The following is a 14,966-nucleotide window of genomic DNA, read 5'->3' on the forward strand; positions in this document are numbered from 1 at the left end:
AGGCACGCCTGCTCTTCATGCACTTCGAGGGGAGAGGGAACGTCCGGCTCCGGCCGTTCTACCCCCCTCCCAACCCTCCCCCGCAAGGGGGGAGGGCTCTCCCGCATGTTGAGCAGAGGCTTGGCTCGATTTGCGAGTTGCAGCCCTTCACGCCCCTCTCACGGCGCCACCACCACGGGCGAGAAGTCCACGAACCAGCTCTTGGGCTGCACGAGGCCGGAGACCTTCGGGCTCAGCGCCCGCGGGCCGACGTCGTGGGCCACGTAGAGGAAGGCCGCGTCGTCCACGGAGGCCGCGTGCAGTTCGGCCAGCGCCGCGTCGCGCGCCGCCGGGTCGAAGGTGGAGCGGGCCTTCTTCACCAGTTCGTCGAACTTGGGGTTGTTGATGAAGCCCCAGTTGTTCGAGGTGGGCGGCGCCATGCCGGACTGGAGGAAGCGCACGAGGGCGAAGAAGGGGTCCATCGCCGCATAGGTGACGTTGATGGCGTTCGAGCCGTTGGCGCTCGGGTCCTTCGCGCCACGGCGCCAGTTGGTGAACAGCGTGTTCCACTCGATGACGTCGAGCTGCACGTCGAAATAGCACTCGGCCAGCGCCTGCTGGAGATATTCGTTCATGGGCAGCGGCAGCATCTGGCCGGAGCCGGAGGCCGACGTCTGGATCTTGACGGTGAGCTTCTTGCTGGGGCCGAAGCCGGCCTCCTGCATCAGCTTCTTGCCGGCTTCCGGATCATACTTGATCTGGAAGGTCGGATTGCCGCGCCACGGGTGGCCGGGCTCGACCGTGCCGGTGGCCGGCGCCATCAGGCCGCCGAGCAGGCCGTCGCGCATGCCCTCGCGGTCCACGCACAGATTGGCCGCCTTGCGCACGCGGATGTCGTTCCACGGCGAGCCTTCCACGCGGGAGAATTGCCATGGCCACACGTGCGGCTGCTCGTTGGAGCGGATCATGAAGCCGCGCTGGCGCAACTGCGGCAGAGCGTCCGGCGCTGGAGCCTCGATCCAGTCCACCTGTCCGGCGAGGAGGGCCGCCGTGCGGGCATTGGCCTCCGGCATCGGCAGGAGCACCATCTTGTCGGTCTTGGGCACGCGGCCCTTGTCCCAATAGTCGGTGTTCTTCACCAGCTCGAGGCGCTCGCGCGGCACGAACTTGGACATCTTCCACGGGCCGGTGCCGGAGGCATCCTTGGCGAAGGCGGCCCAGGCGGCCTGCGATTTCGCCTTGGCGTCGGCGCCCTCGGCCGCGTCAAAGAACTTCTTCCACTGGGTGGGGCTCGCCATGAAGAGATTGGTGATGTTGTAGGGCAGGAAGCTGTCCGGCTCCTTGGTCACCAGCTCAACGGTCAGGTCGTCGATCTTCTTCGCCGAGACGAGGGTCGGCATGCGCGAGGCGGTCACGCCCACCTGGCTGGCGTCGAACTGGGGGGCGCTCTGGTTGAGCACCTTGTCCACGTTCCACACCACGGCATCGGCATTGAAGGGCGAGCCGTCGTGGAACTTCACGTCGGGACGCAGCTTGAAGGTCCACTTGGTCTTGTCGGCGTCGTCCACCTTCCATTCGGTGGCGAGGCCCGGCACCAGAACCGAAGGCTTGGTGGCGGAGGACAGGTCCCAGTTCACCAGCGCGTCATACATGGTGAGGCCGGTGAAGCGGTTGCCCTCGAAGCCCTGGTCCGGCTGTCCGAGGGTGCGCGGGATGTCCGCCGCCGTCATGCCGATGCGCAGCGTGCTCTCGGCCAGCGCCGCGCCCGAGACGAGCGTGCAGCCGGTCAGAAGGGCGGCCGCGAGCGTGAGCGGCAGACGGTGGGCAGGCCTCTTTCGGATAGACAGCATGGGCAAGCTTCCCCTGTGGTTCGACAGGTTCTAAGCAACGGCTGTGCCAAGGTTGCGGACGTTGCGTAAGGTTGGGCGCAAACGGAGAAAAAGCAGACGATCTGTCGATAAATTGAGGAAATGCCCATGTTTTGGGCATTCGGATTGAGGCAGTCGCCCGTGGCGGCGGCAAAGGGAGGTCAGGACGCCTGGGGCTGGTGCTCCCGGAGGGGCTGCAACGGTCGTTGATGCGTACTTCTGCCGCGCCGGCCATCCGGGTGGCAGACGAGATGCGGCCACTCCTTAGGCACACGGGCGACCGGTCAAGACGCCGCCTTGCCGGACCGTGGCCTTCCGCTATCCTGCATATGGGCCGCAGCGGCCCGAGAGAAGAGGCCGGCAGGTGCTTCGACCGGTCCGCGGCGGCAGCCGCAGTCAGTGAGGATACCCATGGGCGGAACCGCAAAGACGATGCGCCAGCCGGAAGGCCAGTTCATCGAGGCACTCGGCGTCATCGAGACGGTCGAGAGTGACAATATCGTGCGGTGGGATGGGAAGATGCTCTATGTGGAGCAGGACATCTACCACAACGGACAGCTCGTCCATTCCAAGTACCGCCGCCGCGTGACCCGTGATGTGGCCGTGGCCCTGCTCGACATCCTGCGCGAGAACCACTGAGGTCCGGGCATGACGTGACGCGCGCCCGGCGGCGCGCGTATCATCCGCGACGGGATCGAAGGAACGCCGGGCCGCCTCGCGCGGCGGTCCGGTCCATGGGCGGATGGAATGGCGGGCAAGCTGAAGGTGGGCGTCGTCCTCGAGCCGGGGGATGTACCCGAGTGGATCCACCGTCTCCTGGATGACATTTCCGGTGGCGACGTCGCGGAGATCGCGACGATCGCCCGGGACACGGTGCCCGCTCCGGCGGTTCTGCCGGCCCTGGCGGCAGCGGTGCGGGCGGATGCGGCGCGGACCGCCGGCGCACCCGATCCCCTCATGCGCCGCCCCCTCTCCTTGCCGGAGCACACCCCGCGCGGGCCCGAACCGCAACTCGACCTCGTGCTCGACTTCGGCGGAGGCGCCGGCGCAGCGCAGCCCTCCCGGCTCGGCACCTTCCATCTCGCCTTCGACGGCGAGCGTCTGCTGGCCGAATGTGCCGCCCTGTTCCGCGCGGTGGCCGACGGCGCGCTGAGCTGCGATCTTGCATTGATCCTGACGCCGGCCGGGGGAGGCGCACCGCTCGTGGTCGCGCGCTCCACGTCCCATGTGAATGACCGCTCGTTCTGGCGCACCCGCGCGCCCGTGGCCTGGAAGGCGCGGGCGCTGGTGCGGCGGGCGCTGGATCGGCTTGCCCGCATCGGCGGCGAAGCCTTCTGCGCCGAGGCGCGCGCCACCATTGACCAGACCCTGCCGCCGCTACCGGGGCCGGTTTCAGCAGCTGAGTTCACCCGCTTCCGTCTGCGCCACTTCTTCCGCCGCTGCCTCGTGCCCTACGTGCTGGTGCGGGACCAGTGGCGCATTGGCCTCCGCCGCCGCACGGACAAGGACCCGCCCTGGGGCAGCCGCGCCTGGGCGCAGGGCTTCCGCTTCATCGAGGCGCCGCCCGGCCGCTTCTATGCCGATCCGTTCCTGTTCGAAAGGGACGGTCGCACCTTCCTCTTCTACGAGGATTGGGAGTGGGCGGAGGGCAAGGCCATCATCTCCGTGTCCGAGGTTTCGGCGGCCGGCGAGATCGGCCCGGCGCGGCCGGCGCTCGCCACCAGCTATCACCTCTCCAATCCCTTGGTGTTCGCCGCCGAGGGCGAGATCTACATGATCCCTGAGACGCTCGCCCGCCGGCGGGTGGAGGTCTATCGCGCGGTGGATTTCCCCACCCGCTGGGAACTGCACTGCCTGCCGCTGACGGACATCGACATCGTTGATCCCTGCGTGGTGCGCGAGCCGGACGGCTGGCTGATGTTCGCGGCCGTGCTGGATTATGGCGGCTCCGGCTGGGACGAGCTCCATGTCTTCCGGGCCACGGCGCTGTGCGGGCCATGGACGCGCGTGGGCGACAATCCGGTCCTCTCCGACGTACGCCGGGCCCGGCCCGGCGGTCGCATGTGGTGGCAGGACGGGAAGCTGCGGCGGCTGGCGCAGAATTGCGCGGGCGGTTATGGCGCGGGTCTCGGGTTGTATGAGGTCGAGCGGCTGGATGCGGGCGGCTATCGCCAGCGCACGGTGGCCGAGGTCAATGCGTTCGATTTCCGCATGAATGGTGTTCATGCCTATGACGCCACCGGCCGCTTCGAGGTGGTGGACGGCCGGCATTATCAGGCGGTGCTGGGCGGCCGTGCCTTTTACTGGCCGTTCCCGCGCTGGTTCGGAAAGCACTGACCCATGCCGGCCCCCGAGAGCCCCACACCTCAGCCCGCCACTCCCCAGCCGTCCGCGCCCGCGTGGCAGCCGGTCCTCGCCGAACACCGGCACATTCCCGGCATCCTTGCGCTCTACCAAACCGTCTGGGGCCGGCCGATCGCCGAGGACGAACTGCGCTGGAAGCTGTTCGATGGGCCCTATGGCCCGCTGGCGTCGGTGGCCATGATCGAGGAGCGCTGCGTCGGCCTTTATGCGGTCATCCCGACCCCGCTCCTGCTGGACGGCGCTCCCGTGATGGGCGCCCAGTCCGTGGACACCATGACCCATCCGGAGTTCCGGCGGCAGAACATGTCCGTGACACTCGCCCGCCATTGCTATGCGGAGGCGACGCGGCGCGGCTACGCCCTCGTCTATGGCGTGCCGAACGAGAATTCGTATCCCATGTTCATGTCGAAGCTCGGCTGGCGGCATCTCGACACGATGACGCGGCTCGCCCGCCCGCTGGCGGCGCCGCTTGCCGTGCCGGGGCTGCTGGCGCCGCTCGCCGATGCGGTCATTGCCGCGCAGGTGCGCCTCTCCCGTGCGGCCGCTCCGGCCCATCTCGACCGTGTGGGGCGGGGAACGCACTTTGTGCCGCCGCCTCCCGTCGGCGGCGCCGCCCGCTGCCGCGTGCACCACACGCCGGAATGGCTCGCCTGGCGTTACGGTGCCGAGCCGGGCGCGTCCCATGAGCGGCTTGTGCTTGGCCCACAGACGGCCCCGGAAGCGCTCGCCGTCTTCGACATGGCGCTGGACGATAACGATCCCGCCGGCCGGCCGCTGCTGCGCATCAGCCTGCTGCTCGGCGCGCCCGAAGCGCGGGCGCGGGCTGCCCGCGCGCTTCTGCGCCTTGGGCTCGAGCGCGGGGCGCGGTCCGCCATCTTCGTCTCGTCCGATCCCGAGACCCACGCGCTACTCCGCCCGCTGGGCTTTCGGCCGCGCGAGGGGATGCCGCTGGCGTTCGGCGCGCTGGCGCGTCCGATGGAGCGTCTGCCGGACCGGGCAGGCGAGATGGCGTTCGAGGGCGGCGACCGGGACTGAGGGATGAGGCGCGCAGCCACGAAGGATGCGCGCCCGGTGCTCAGCAGAAATGCGCGCCGCGGGTTTCCACATAGACCGCATAGAGCGACTGGCTCGCCGCCATGAAGAGGCGGTTGCGCTTGGCGCCGCCGAAGCAGACGTTGGCGCAGATTTCAGGCAGGCGGATCAGGCCGATGCGTGCGCCGTCGGGGGCGAAGACATGCACCCCGTCATACCCCTCGCCGACCCACCCGACACCGGCCCACACATTGCCGTCCACATCCACCCGCAGGCCGTCGGCGAAGCCAGACTTTCCGTCCATGGTGGTGTCCGCGAAGGTGCCGGGATTGCTCAGCTTTCCGCCATCGAGGTCATACTGCCAGATGATGTTCTTGGCGTTGGGATAGTGGGTGATGCCGGTGTCGCAGACATAGAGCTTCTTGTAGTCGGCGCTGAAGGCGAGGCCGTTGGGCTTCAGCGGTTCGTCCGCCACCTTCGTCACCTGCCCCGTCTGCGCGTCGATGCGATAGACGGCTTCCTTCTGAAACGGCTGGACGGAGCCGGTGTTCGCCCGCTGTCCCTCATAAAGGCTGTTGGCGCCATAGCCGGGGTCCGTGAACCAGATGGACTTGTCCACGGGATGGACCACGGCGTCGTTCGGTCCGTTGAGTTGCTTGTCATTCGCCCGCTCCGCCAGGACGGTGGCGGTGCCGTCATGCTCGTAGCGCACCACCCGCGTGCGCTCGCAGGTGATCTGCCGGCCTTCCGTGTCGAAGGTATTGCCGTTGCTTTCGTTGGAGGGCTGGCGAAAGCGGTCCGAGACCCGGTTCACATCGTCGAGGTAGCGCAGTTGCCGGTTGTTCGGAATGTCGCTCCAGACGAGATAGCGGCCCTGTGCATTCCAGGCCGGCCCCTCCGCCCAGAGACAGCCGGTGAACACCCTCTGGATGGCGGTGTTTCCGACCTTCGCCTTGAAGCGCTTCTCGTCGATGATGACGATGTCCGGATCTGGATAGCGCTGGGGCGGGGCATTGGGTCCGAAGTCGCGGCCGAGCGCGCTTCCGCCGAGCGCGACCGTCGCGGCAAGCCCACCTGCGGTACGCAGGAGATGGCGACGGTCCATGGACGCTTGAGACGGGCGGTCTACCGGTGAAAGATCGGGATGAGGCATGGCGTTTCCCTTGCTGGCACATATGGCCGGCACGCCGCCCCATGACGGACAGCGGCGCGCAACCCTCTGCGGGGTCAGGGAAAAGCTGTGGCTCGTCTATGGCATCAAGATGTCGCGATGTTGAACGTGTCGTTCATCTTCGAGAATGTTCTATTTTTCTGACGAAGCGGAGGTATTTTAATGGGTTTATTCGTCAGATTTTCTCGCGGTTGCAATATTGCGTCGCGGCATTATTTCAGTCTGAGCACGCGGGCCAGATCATAGGCGGCATCGCGGGCGGCATTGGCGTTCGGTGCCATCAGGAAGGCCGCCGTCTGCTGGCAGAAGGCCCGGACGCGCTGGTCCCGTTCGCGCGAGAGCATGGCGTCCGAGGTCAGCAGGCGCGCCTGCGCGATGCGTCGGTAGGGCTGGGGAATGCGGCTCGGGTCCGGCACGCGCTCGCGGAAGATCTGGCGTACCGAGCGCACCAGTTCCGCCGTGTCCTTGGAGGCGGAGCCGGGGCGCTTGAGATAGCGCGTTGAACACACCGTATCGCACCAGACATTGCCCGTGGCGGCGAGCTTCAGCCACAGGTCCCAGTCCTCGCCGATCCGGTAGCGCGTGTCGAAGCCCCCCACCGCCTCCAGCGCGCTCTTGCGGGCGATCACGGTGGAGGTGCCGCAGACGGTTTCGGCGAGGATCATGGCGAAGGCATCGGGCCCGAGGTCCAGAAGCCCCGTCCGTCCGCCGATCCATTCCCGGAAGAAGGGCCAATAGGTGAACTGCCTGCCCAGCTCCTCGCCCTCGGGCGTCACCGAGACCACGTCCGCAAAGGCAAGGACGACGGAGGGATCGCGCTCCATCAGGTCCATGCGCGCGGCCACCACGCCGGGCATGTATTGGTCGTCCGCATCGAGAAACCCGATGATCGGCGCCCGCGCCGCCGCAATGCCGGCATTGCGCGCGGCCGACACACCGGCGGGTTCATGCACCAGAACCGTGAGCCAGGGATCCTTTTCCGCTTCCGCGCGCAGGAAGGCGTCGCTGCCGTCCGTCGAGCCGTCATCCACCACCACGATCTCGATTGGGCCGAAAGGCGCGGGGGCTCCGGCCTGGGCGCGGATGCTGGCGAGAGCGGCCGGCAGGTAGGGGAGGCAGTTCCGGGTGGGAATAACCACGCTGAGGCGGGGCGTCATGCGGGCAGGGGACCGAGTGGCGGTAGGATCGCAGGAGCAAGCTTAGAGCGCGGGGGCGGGCAGGGAAAGGCCACCCCTATCAGCTCTTTGGCGTCATCCGGGCCAGCGCTTCGCGCCCCGCATCGCCGAACAGCAGGAAGATCGCGCAGAAGAAGTCGGTCAGGGCCGAGCGGACCGGGGCCTGCAACTCCACCGTGGCACCGTCGCCGTCGGAAACCCGCCGCAGCAGGCCCTCGGCTTCGGCATCGCGCAGCATCTTCAGCACGTGGGCGCGCGAGACATGGAAGCGCCGGCCGAGCGCAGCCACCGGGATCTTCAGCGGTCCGGACGGCGGGAAGGGTGAGCCTTCGGGTGCCGAAAGCGTCAGCGCCAGCAGCATGACGAAGCCGCAGTCGCGCGCCGCGAAGAGTTCGAGCGGCGGGGTGAAGTCCAGCACCCGCCATCCCGCGCGGAACCGCCGCATCAGCGCTTCCGAAAGGCCGGCGCGAAACTCGGGCTCTTCGATGCGGGCCAAAGCCTGCACGCCGATCTCGTCCACCAGCGCGATCGATCCGAACACGTCGCTCCAGCGGGCCGTGTAGTCGTCGAGCAGTGCCTGCGTGGGGGACAGGGGGCGCTGGCGCCGGTCCGCATCGGAGGGAAGGTCCGGCGTCGGTTCGATGTAGCCGGCCCAGCGCATGAGCAGCAGCATGGCCTTCGCCCGGCCGCGGCTGCACATGCCGGTCTCCTGGCACAGGCCGATGATGCGCCCGGCGGTGAGCCGCGTTCCCGATGCGTCCGGATTGGTGTGCAGATACAGGACCATGATGGCGAAGATCGCGCGGGCCCGGTCATTCAGCACCCGGTTCGCGATCCGGTTGCCCTCGTAGCGGCGCACCAGGCTCGATGCCATCTGACGGGAGACCTGGCCGATCTCCGGGTGGAGACGAAGTGCGGCAATCCTCTTCCGGACCACGTCACGCTCCGGATCGTCCGACCGCAGGCTGGTCACCGAGGCGGCGTTCTTGTGTCGATGCACGGTGGACATGCCTCGTTATCCCTGCATCCCGACCTTTGCCACCAGAACGCTCCGACCGCCCCGCGCAGGGCTTCCGGACATGGCCAGAAATCGCCATTGCCGCTCCTGCGGCCCCATTCTACCCCTCTCCGCACGGCATTAGCCAGCGAGAGAGATCATGGGGCGCAGCCACTTTAAGTCATTCCTGAGCCTTGCGGCTGCTGGGGTGTGTTTCAGCCTCGCCTCAACCATCCCGACGGCAAGCTGGGCTGTGGTTTATTGCAAGACTGCAGGGGTTCCGCAAGGCTGCGTGCAGCGTCCCACACGGGTCGTATACTGCACGCGCCCGGGATATCCCGCAGGATGTGTCGCCAAGGGAAATGGCACCGGTGTGGGCGTGATGCCCGGCGCGGGCGCGGGGGCGGCGGGTGTCGGTCTGGCACCGGGGCCCGGCCTCGCCGGCGACGGCGTCAACACCGGCGGCCCAGTGAACCGCGCGGGGGTGCGCTAGGAAGCGTCCCGGCCGGATCGGCTGCCGATCTTGCCGGAGCGCTTTCTGTCAGAGGGGAGAGGCTGATCGTCAGGGTCTGCCGCGTGTCGGCATGTCCCGAATCAGACCCTCGAAAGCCGCGTGTATCTGCGGGGGTGCCGCGGCCTTTAACGCCCATGGATGTCAGCACCGGTCCATCCATGGGCGTATCCCTCCGCCGCGGGAGCTTCCCGCGCGATCTGCGAAATGGGAATTGCGCCCAGATGCCGGATCTCCGCGCAAACCCGCTGTCTTCTCCAAAGCCAAACCCCAAGAGGATGATCATGTCCAAGCTGTCGCTTGCGCTTGCTTTCGGCTTCGGCGCCGTGTGCCTTGCCTCCTCGGCCTATGCGGACCGCGCGGCCGCCGACAAGTGCGCCGCCAAGCTCGATGCCAATGGCAAGAAGATCTATCAAGCCAGCGCGCCGTCCATCGCGCCCGGCGCCGACATCCGCTCCGTGGTCACCGACCAGACCAAGGCGCTGGTGATGGGCGGCACCATCAGCCGCAGCGCCGCCAAGCCGGCGGCCGAAGCGGCCGGATCCTGCCTTGCGATGATCAATTCCTGACCGTTCGCCGCCGTTTCGGTAACACCGCCGCGTTGTCAGCGGCGGTGCTGCTGATTATAGAACAGGTCCGTGCGGGAGTGCTCCCGCACGCTCCGCGAGGTTAACGGGCGAAAGACGATGGTGGCACGCATCTACAAGCCGGCGCGCAACGCGATGCAGTCGGGAGTGGCCAAGACCAAGCACTGGGTACTCGAATATGAGCCGGAGCGCCCGCGTCAGGTGGAGCCGCTGATGGGCTACACCAGCTCGAGCGACATGAAGAGCCAGGTGCGCCTGCGCTTCGAGACCCGCGAGGAAGCGGTGGCCTATGCGGAGCGCCACGGCATTCCCTATCAGGTGGCCGAGCCGCACGAGCCGGCCCGCCGCCGCATCGCCTATTCCGACAATTTCGCCCACGCCCGCGTGGGGCAGTGGACGCACTGAACGCCTGAAAGTGCCGGGAGCGGTGGCCCGACGGCGCGCGCTCCCGCCTTTCACGTGGATGAGAGCGCGTGCGCGCGTCTGACGTGCGGCATTGCGGCGGGCCATGTGGTAAAGGCTGGTCCGTTCCGGCGCATGGCCCCGTAGCTCAGCTGGATAGAGCAAGTGCCTTCTAAGCACTAGGTCGCAGGTTCGAGCCCTGCCGGGGTCGCCAGCCAAGCCTTGATCCGGCCTTCTCCCCTTTCAGTTCGCACCGCCGGCGCCGGATGGCGCCGCTTTCGAACGCACCTCCGTTCCAGTCGCGCGCCCGCGCGTGAAACAAAGCGGGTCGGGTGCCGCCCGGCTCCGCGCCGCATGGCATACAGAGGCATGGGTGCTTCCTGGACAAGCGTGAGCGCCCGTTTCGTGGAGATGACCCTGGCCATGACGGAACTCGAGCGCCTGATTGCAGATCTTGCGACAAACCCTGAACTGACGGCTCGGCTGGCCCGGCTGCCGGCCGCCGATGTCCATATGGCGGCGTCCGTGCTCAATGCAGAAGGCTATCGGATCACGGCCGCAGACCTGACTGTTGCCGGCATGGCCAGTTCTGACCGTCTTCAGCCGCTTGCGGACAGCGAACTCGATGCCGTGGCGGGTGGCTCGTGGAGCGACGTCCTGAATTCGATCAAGAAGCCGGGCCTGGGCTACATCAGCGGCATCTGGAAATAGGAGGAAGGGCACCCGTGCCTTGAAAGTGATCCCGCTTGAGGCTTTTGAGCCTGCGGCCGTTCCTGGGGTGCAAGGCTCATTCGGCCTCGTCGCCCTCGGCCATGATGCGGGTGACGGAGGTGCTGGTCCAGACAAGGGCGCCATTCGCGCGCACCACATATTCCGCGCGGCCGAGATAGCGCAGCACGGCCGGAGCGCCGCTGCTCTCGGGATTTGCATATTGATCCCGCACCACGAAAGTCCGGGTCATGGGATCATGCCAGACCATGGTGGTGCGGCCGGGGCAGTCGGTGAAGGCGGGGGTGTTGGCGTCACCGGTGACCCGAACCATGCGCGCATGCAGCACGTTGCAGGCGTCGCGGGCGGAAACCTTGATCTCGAAGAGGGGCGCGGAGAAGGTGTGTGCGGTCCTGCCGGAGCGCTCCGCCACGAGGGCCGCGGCAGCAAGGGCAAGCGACACGATGGCCACATGAACGGCGCGCACCCGGAACTTCGGTGCTGCAACGGTCTGCGAGCCAAGAGTTATCGCCATGCCCGTCCCCTCGGGTGAATGAGGGAATAGCTTGGCGACCGTACCTGTGTATGGCAAGCGATGATTCGCGGCAGGCGCGCATATAATTCAGGCACGCGTGCTGCGTGTCCTGGCGGCCACGCCTGGGCAAGAAAGGTCGGCTGGGCGGCGGAGACGCGAAACGAGGGGATGGAGCGCCGCCCAGCCGAGGCAAGTGATGAAGAGACTGCCCGCACCTATATCCGCACACCCGGCGCTGCGGCGAAACCGGAAGCCCTTCCAGCCCGACAACGATCGTCCGGATTTGCATCCATATCCGGGGAAATTTGCGGAAGCGTCGGGCGGCTCCCGCCGTGAGGGTCATCGTCCGGTCACGGAGATGGTGGTCCAATGGACTCGCCCATCCTCTGCGACCGTGTAACGGGCGGTGGCCTGGAAGCGCACGACGGAGGGTGTGCCGCGCTGGTCCTGCACATCCATCTGGTCGACGATGATGAAGACGTGATTGGCCGGATCGTGCCAGACGGACGATTTTGCGCCGGGACAGCCGGAGCGGCTGACGGGATGCCTGCCGTCCAGTTGTTCGATCACTTTCCGACGCACCGCCTCGCAGGCATCGGCGGGGGAGACGTGCACTTCGAAAAGCGGCCGCTCAACTTGCGCCACTGTGCGAAACGCGCGGCACACGCCGATCCCCAGCAGCATCAGCAAAGCCAGGGTGACGCCCGTGATCTTGAACCAGAACACTGTCTTGGAGCGAGATTTCATAGCTGGCGCGATAACTGCAACGATCAATCAAAGCTGTCTTTGGTCAACCGCTCCACAGCGGGCAACGGCTTTTTCAGGCGCATCCCGAAGGAAATCTGACCGTACGTTGAAAATACGCGCCGCGATTGCAGAAAAATGCTATAACACCTGACGGGTCATTCATGGTGGATGTTTCTGGTATTTTAATACATCTGATCTTGTGTCCCCCGGCGGCACAAGCTCCTATCTTCAAGGGTGCACGCCCTTGAGTCGGGTTTTGCCCCAATGACCCTCTGCACATGGATGCGAGATGGAAAGAGATGATGTGAAGGCGCGCGCCGAGGCGGTGTTCGCGCGGGGGGCGAGCGAGAGTTCTTCCCGCGTCGAACAGGAGGCCGAGGCCGTCCGCGCCAAGATGGCGCGGCTGAAGGCGCTGCGCGAGGCCCGCGAACAGGCCGAGACGGATCGCGCGGAGACCGCCCGCGCCCGCCTCCGGCTTGCCCGGAGCCGCAAGGACGGCTGAACGGTCGCAGCTAAAGTTGTCGCGCGCCGCGTCACAGTGATGTGGCGGGTCGTGCATGTACGCGCCCAGGGCTGTCCGGGCGTTTTTTGCTTTAAGCTCAGGGCGTTCACGTATTTATAAGCGCGTCTGTTTGTAAATCGCCCTTTGAAATAAGAGACCTGTACGGCTTCATCGTGCAGTGCGGTAAGCCTGAAGCAAGCCTGGTGCCCGATAGCCGAGTCAACGTTTGTTGGAGGCTGTCATGCTGAGCGGGCTGAAGATCAGGACGAAGTTGTTACTGGGCTTCGGGGTGGTGGTTGCCCTGATGCTCCTGAATGCGATCTGGCTCACGGTGTCCAGCCGGCAGATCGAGGCGGCGATGCGGGCGTCCGACGCGGCTGCCGACACCGTCATCACCATGAAAGACGCATTCCTAGAGGTCCGGCAGGGCCGCGTGATGGCCTGGTCCTATATGGCGACCGGCGAGCCGAGCTATCTCAGCGGGCGCGACACCGCCTTCCGGAACTTCGACGACATCTACAAGAGGGCGCTGGCGCTCAAGCCCTCCGCCGAGGCCGTGCGGCTCATGGATGACTTCCGCGCGGCGGTGGTGGGCTTCCGCGACGCGGCGGTGAAGATGAACGACCTGAAGAAACAGGGCGTCGCCGCCACCGCTCCCGAGATGGTCGCGGTGATGAAGGACGTTGATGCCGGTGCCCGTCTCTATGCGGAGACGAACGGCAAGGCGGCTGGCTTTCTGGCCCAGCAGAACGACCTGGCGGCCAAGCAGGCCTATGACCAGCTCAGCAGCTCCAACACCATCACCCTGGCGCTCGTTGTCGTTCTGGTCGCGGTCAGCGCGATCATCGCCTTCCTGCTCTCCCGCGCCATCGCCACCCCGGTGCGCGACATTTCCGGCGTGATCGGCCAGCTCGCTCAGGGTTCGACCGATGCCGACGTACCGCACCGCGGGCGCGGCGACGAGGTGGGCGACATGGCCCAGTCGGTGGAAGTGCTCCGCGAGGCGCTGCATGAAGCCCACCTGACCCGCGAAGCCCAGGCGGCCCGCGAGGAAGACGAGCGCCGCGTGCTCGCCCGCCGTCAGGCGCTGGCGGAGGACTTCGTCTCCCGCATGCAGCAGCTTGCCTCCGGCTTTGCCAGCTCCTCGCAGGAGGTGGCGGATTCGGCCCGCAATCTCTCCTCCACCGCGGAGGAGACCTCCCGCCAGGCCCAGCATGTGGCCCATGCGGCGGAAGAGGCGGCGACCAACGTGCAGACGGTTGCGGCCTCCTCCGAGGAACTGGCGGCATCGGTCAGCGAAATCACGCAGCAGGTCAGCCATTCGGCCGACGTGGCGGACGTGGCCTTCCGCGAGGCCGAATCCTCCAACGCCCGCATCGTCGATCTGACCAATGCGGCGGCGGCCATCGGCGATGTGCTCAATCTCATCAAGGGTATCGCCGATCAGACCAACCTTCTGGCGCTCAATGCCACCATTGAGGCGGCCCGCGCCGGCGAAGCCGGCAAGGGCTTCGCGGTGGTGGCCTCCGAGGTGAAGGAACTGGCCGGGCAGACCGCCAAGGCCACGACCGAGATCTCCACCAAGATCAACGAGATCCAGCAGGCGACCAACGGCACCGTCTCCTCCATGAGCGAGATCGTGCGGGTGGTCACCGACATCAAGTCCATCTCCTCCTCCATCGCCAGCGCGGTGGAGCAGCAGGGCGCGGCCACCGGCGAGATCGCCGAGAACTGCCAGCGGGCGGCGTCCGGCACCCAGCAGGTGACGGAGAATATCGAGGGCGTGGGCCGCTCGGCGCAGGTCACCGGCGCGGCGTCGCAGCAGCTCCTGTCGCTGTCGCAGAACCTGTCCGGTCAGGCGGCCGACCTGCGCACCGTGGTGGAGCGCTTCGTGCAGGATCTGAACGCGGCCTGATATGGCCATGTGGCGGACGGGGCCTGCCTCGCCCCGCCACATCCGGTCCCTGATCGGGATTGAACGACGATACCCAATGGCCGGGAGCAATCCCGGCCATTGCCGTTTTCAGCGCCTGCCGCCTCATTCCGCCGCAATGTCCTTATGGGCGTGAGCCTTGCTCCGCATGGGCCGGCGGCATCGCTCTTATGGGCTTTTTATACCGCAGCGCCGCATTCCCCATCTCGCGCTTACCACCACCGGACGTAGCTTGGCCCCCGCAAGAGAGGTGCCCTATGGCAGACGTCCTGTACCTTCTGATCATCCTCGTCTTCTTCGGCCTCATGGCGGTCTATGCCCGTTGGGCAGCGCAGGCCTGAAGGAGCGCGTGATGATCGATCTCATCCTCGGCGCCGCCGTCACGGTCGGCCTCGCCGCTTATCTCCTCACGGCGCTCGTGCGCCCCGAGAAATTCTGACGCGCGCCCGGCCGCG

At 66.8% G+C, this 14,966-nt stretch carries 15 protein-coding genes and 1 tRNA gene; 10 read left to right on the forward strand and 6 right to left on the reverse strand.

What is annotated here, in order from left to right; genetic code table 11:
* Positions 1-158: 158 nt before the first annotated feature.
* The gene (locus tag AZC_RS08025) at positions 159-1,829 is read right to left on the reverse strand and encodes an ABC transporter substrate-binding protein (protein ID WP_081433946.1); all 1,671 of its coding nucleotides are present in this window, start codon (positions 1,827-1,829) and stop codon (positions 159-161) included.
* Between the two features lie 429 nt (positions 1,830-2,258).
* Here AZC_RS08025 and AZC_RS08030 point away from each other — a divergent pair, with 429 nt between their 5' ends.
* The 3 genes from AZC_RS08030 to AZC_RS08045 all read left to right on the forward strand — a co-directional run bounded on the left by AZC_RS08030 (position 2,259) and on the right by AZC_RS08045 (position 5,246).
* The gene (locus AZC_RS08030) at positions 2,259-2,486 is read left to right on the forward strand and encodes a hypothetical protein (protein ID WP_244421810.1); all 228 of its coding nucleotides are present in this window, start codon (positions 2,259-2,261) and stop codon (positions 2,484-2,486) included.
* 108 nt (positions 2,487-2,594) lie between these two features.
* A complete protein-coding gene (locus AZC_RS24355) occupies positions 2,595-4,184 on the forward strand; it encodes a glucosamine inositolphosphorylceramide transferase family protein (RefSeq protein ID WP_052285895.1) in 1,590 nt (529 codons plus the stop codon).
* 3 nt (positions 4,185-4,187) lie between these two features.
* Positions 4,188-5,246, forward strand: a complete 1,059-nt coding sequence (locus AZC_RS08045; protein ID WP_043879068.1) for a GNAT family N-acetyltransferase — start codon at positions 4,188-4,190, stop codon at positions 5,244-5,246.
* A 40-nt stretch (positions 5,247-5,286) separates the two neighbouring features.
* Here the strand turns inward: AZC_RS08045 and AZC_RS08050 are convergent, their stop codons facing one another.
* The 3 genes from AZC_RS08050 to AZC_RS08060 form a co-directional block, all read right to left on the reverse strand.
* Complete coding sequence (locus AZC_RS08050) at positions 5,287-6,348, reverse strand: SMP-30/gluconolactonase/LRE family protein (RefSeq protein ID WP_420794824.1); 1,062 nt, start codon at positions 6,346-6,348, stop codon at positions 5,287-5,289.
* 278 nt (positions 6,349-6,626) lie between these two features.
* Positions 6,627-7,571 carry a glycosyltransferase family 2 protein gene (locus tag AZC_RS08055; protein WP_012170086.1) on the reverse strand — a complete coding sequence of 315 codons (945 nt, stop codon included), beginning with the start codon at positions 7,569-7,571 and terminating at the stop codon, positions 6,627-6,629.
* 79 nt (positions 7,572-7,650) lie between these two features.
* On the reverse strand, positions 7,651-8,598 hold the full coding sequence (locus tag AZC_RS08060; protein WP_012170087.1) for a hypothetical protein: 948 nt from the start codon (positions 8,596-8,598) through the stop codon (positions 7,651-7,653).
* Positions 8,599-9,381: 783 nt separating this feature from the next.
* On the opposite strand from AZC_RS08060, the gene AZC_RS08065 reads away from it, so the two are divergent.
* From AZC_RS08065 to AZC_RS08080, 4 genes are all read left to right on the forward strand, one after another.
* Positions 9,382-9,666, forward strand: a complete 285-nt coding sequence (locus AZC_RS08065; protein ID WP_133864931.1) for a hypothetical protein — start codon at positions 9,382-9,384, stop codon at positions 9,664-9,666.
* Positions 9,667-9,783: 117 nt separating this feature from the next.
* Positions 9,784-10,089 (forward strand): ETC complex I subunit, encoded by a 306-nt coding sequence (locus tag AZC_RS08070; protein WP_043879071.1) that lies wholly within the window; start codon positions 9,784-9,786, stop codon positions 10,087-10,089.
* 134 nt (positions 10,090-10,223) lie between these two features.
* A tRNA-Arg gene (locus AZC_RS08075) sits at positions 10,224-10,300 on the forward strand.
* Positions 10,301-10,476: 176 nt separating this feature from the next.
* Positions 10,477-10,797, forward strand: a complete 321-nt coding sequence (locus tag AZC_RS08080; RefSeq protein WP_148209821.1) for a hypothetical protein — start codon at positions 10,477-10,479, stop codon at positions 10,795-10,797.
* Between the two features lie 76 nt (positions 10,798-10,873).
* On the opposite strand, the gene AZC_RS08085 is transcribed toward AZC_RS08080, so the two are convergent.
* Together AZC_RS08085 and AZC_RS08090 are read right to left on the reverse strand one after the other, a co-directional pair.
* Positions 10,874-11,329 (reverse strand): hypothetical protein, encoded by a 456-nt coding sequence (locus AZC_RS08085; RefSeq protein WP_148209822.1) that lies wholly within the window; start codon positions 11,327-11,329, stop codon positions 10,874-10,876.
* Positions 11,330-11,668: 339 nt separating this feature from the next.
* On the reverse strand, positions 11,669-12,103 hold the full coding sequence (locus AZC_RS08090) for a hypothetical protein (protein WP_012170091.1): 435 nt from the start codon (positions 12,101-12,103) through the stop codon (positions 11,669-11,671).
* Positions 12,104-12,365: 262 nt separating this feature from the next.
* Here AZC_RS08090 and AZC_RS08095 point away from each other — a divergent pair, with 262 nt between their 5' ends.
* From AZC_RS08095 to kdpF, 3 genes are all read left to right on the forward strand, one after another.
* A complete protein-coding gene (locus tag AZC_RS08095) occupies positions 12,366-12,578 on the forward strand; it encodes a hypothetical protein (protein ID WP_043879075.1) in 213 nt (70 codons plus the stop codon).
* 241 nt (positions 12,579-12,819) lie between these two features.
* A complete protein-coding gene (locus AZC_RS08100; RefSeq protein WP_052285896.1) occupies positions 12,820-14,493 on the forward strand; it encodes a methyl-accepting chemotaxis protein in 1,674 nt (557 codons plus the stop codon).
* 370 nt (positions 14,494-14,863) lie between these two features.
* Positions 14,864-14,950 (forward strand): K(+)-transporting ATPase subunit F, encoded by an 87-nt coding sequence (gene kdpF, locus AZC_RS25460; protein WP_070097002.1) that lies wholly within the window; start codon positions 14,864-14,866, stop codon positions 14,948-14,950.
* Positions 14,951-14,966: the final 16 nt, after the last annotated feature.

This window comes from Azorhizobium caulinodans ORS 571 (assembly GCF_000010525.1).
GTDB lineage: Bacteria > Pseudomonadota > Alphaproteobacteria > Rhizobiales > Xanthobacteraceae > Azorhizobium > Azorhizobium caulinodans.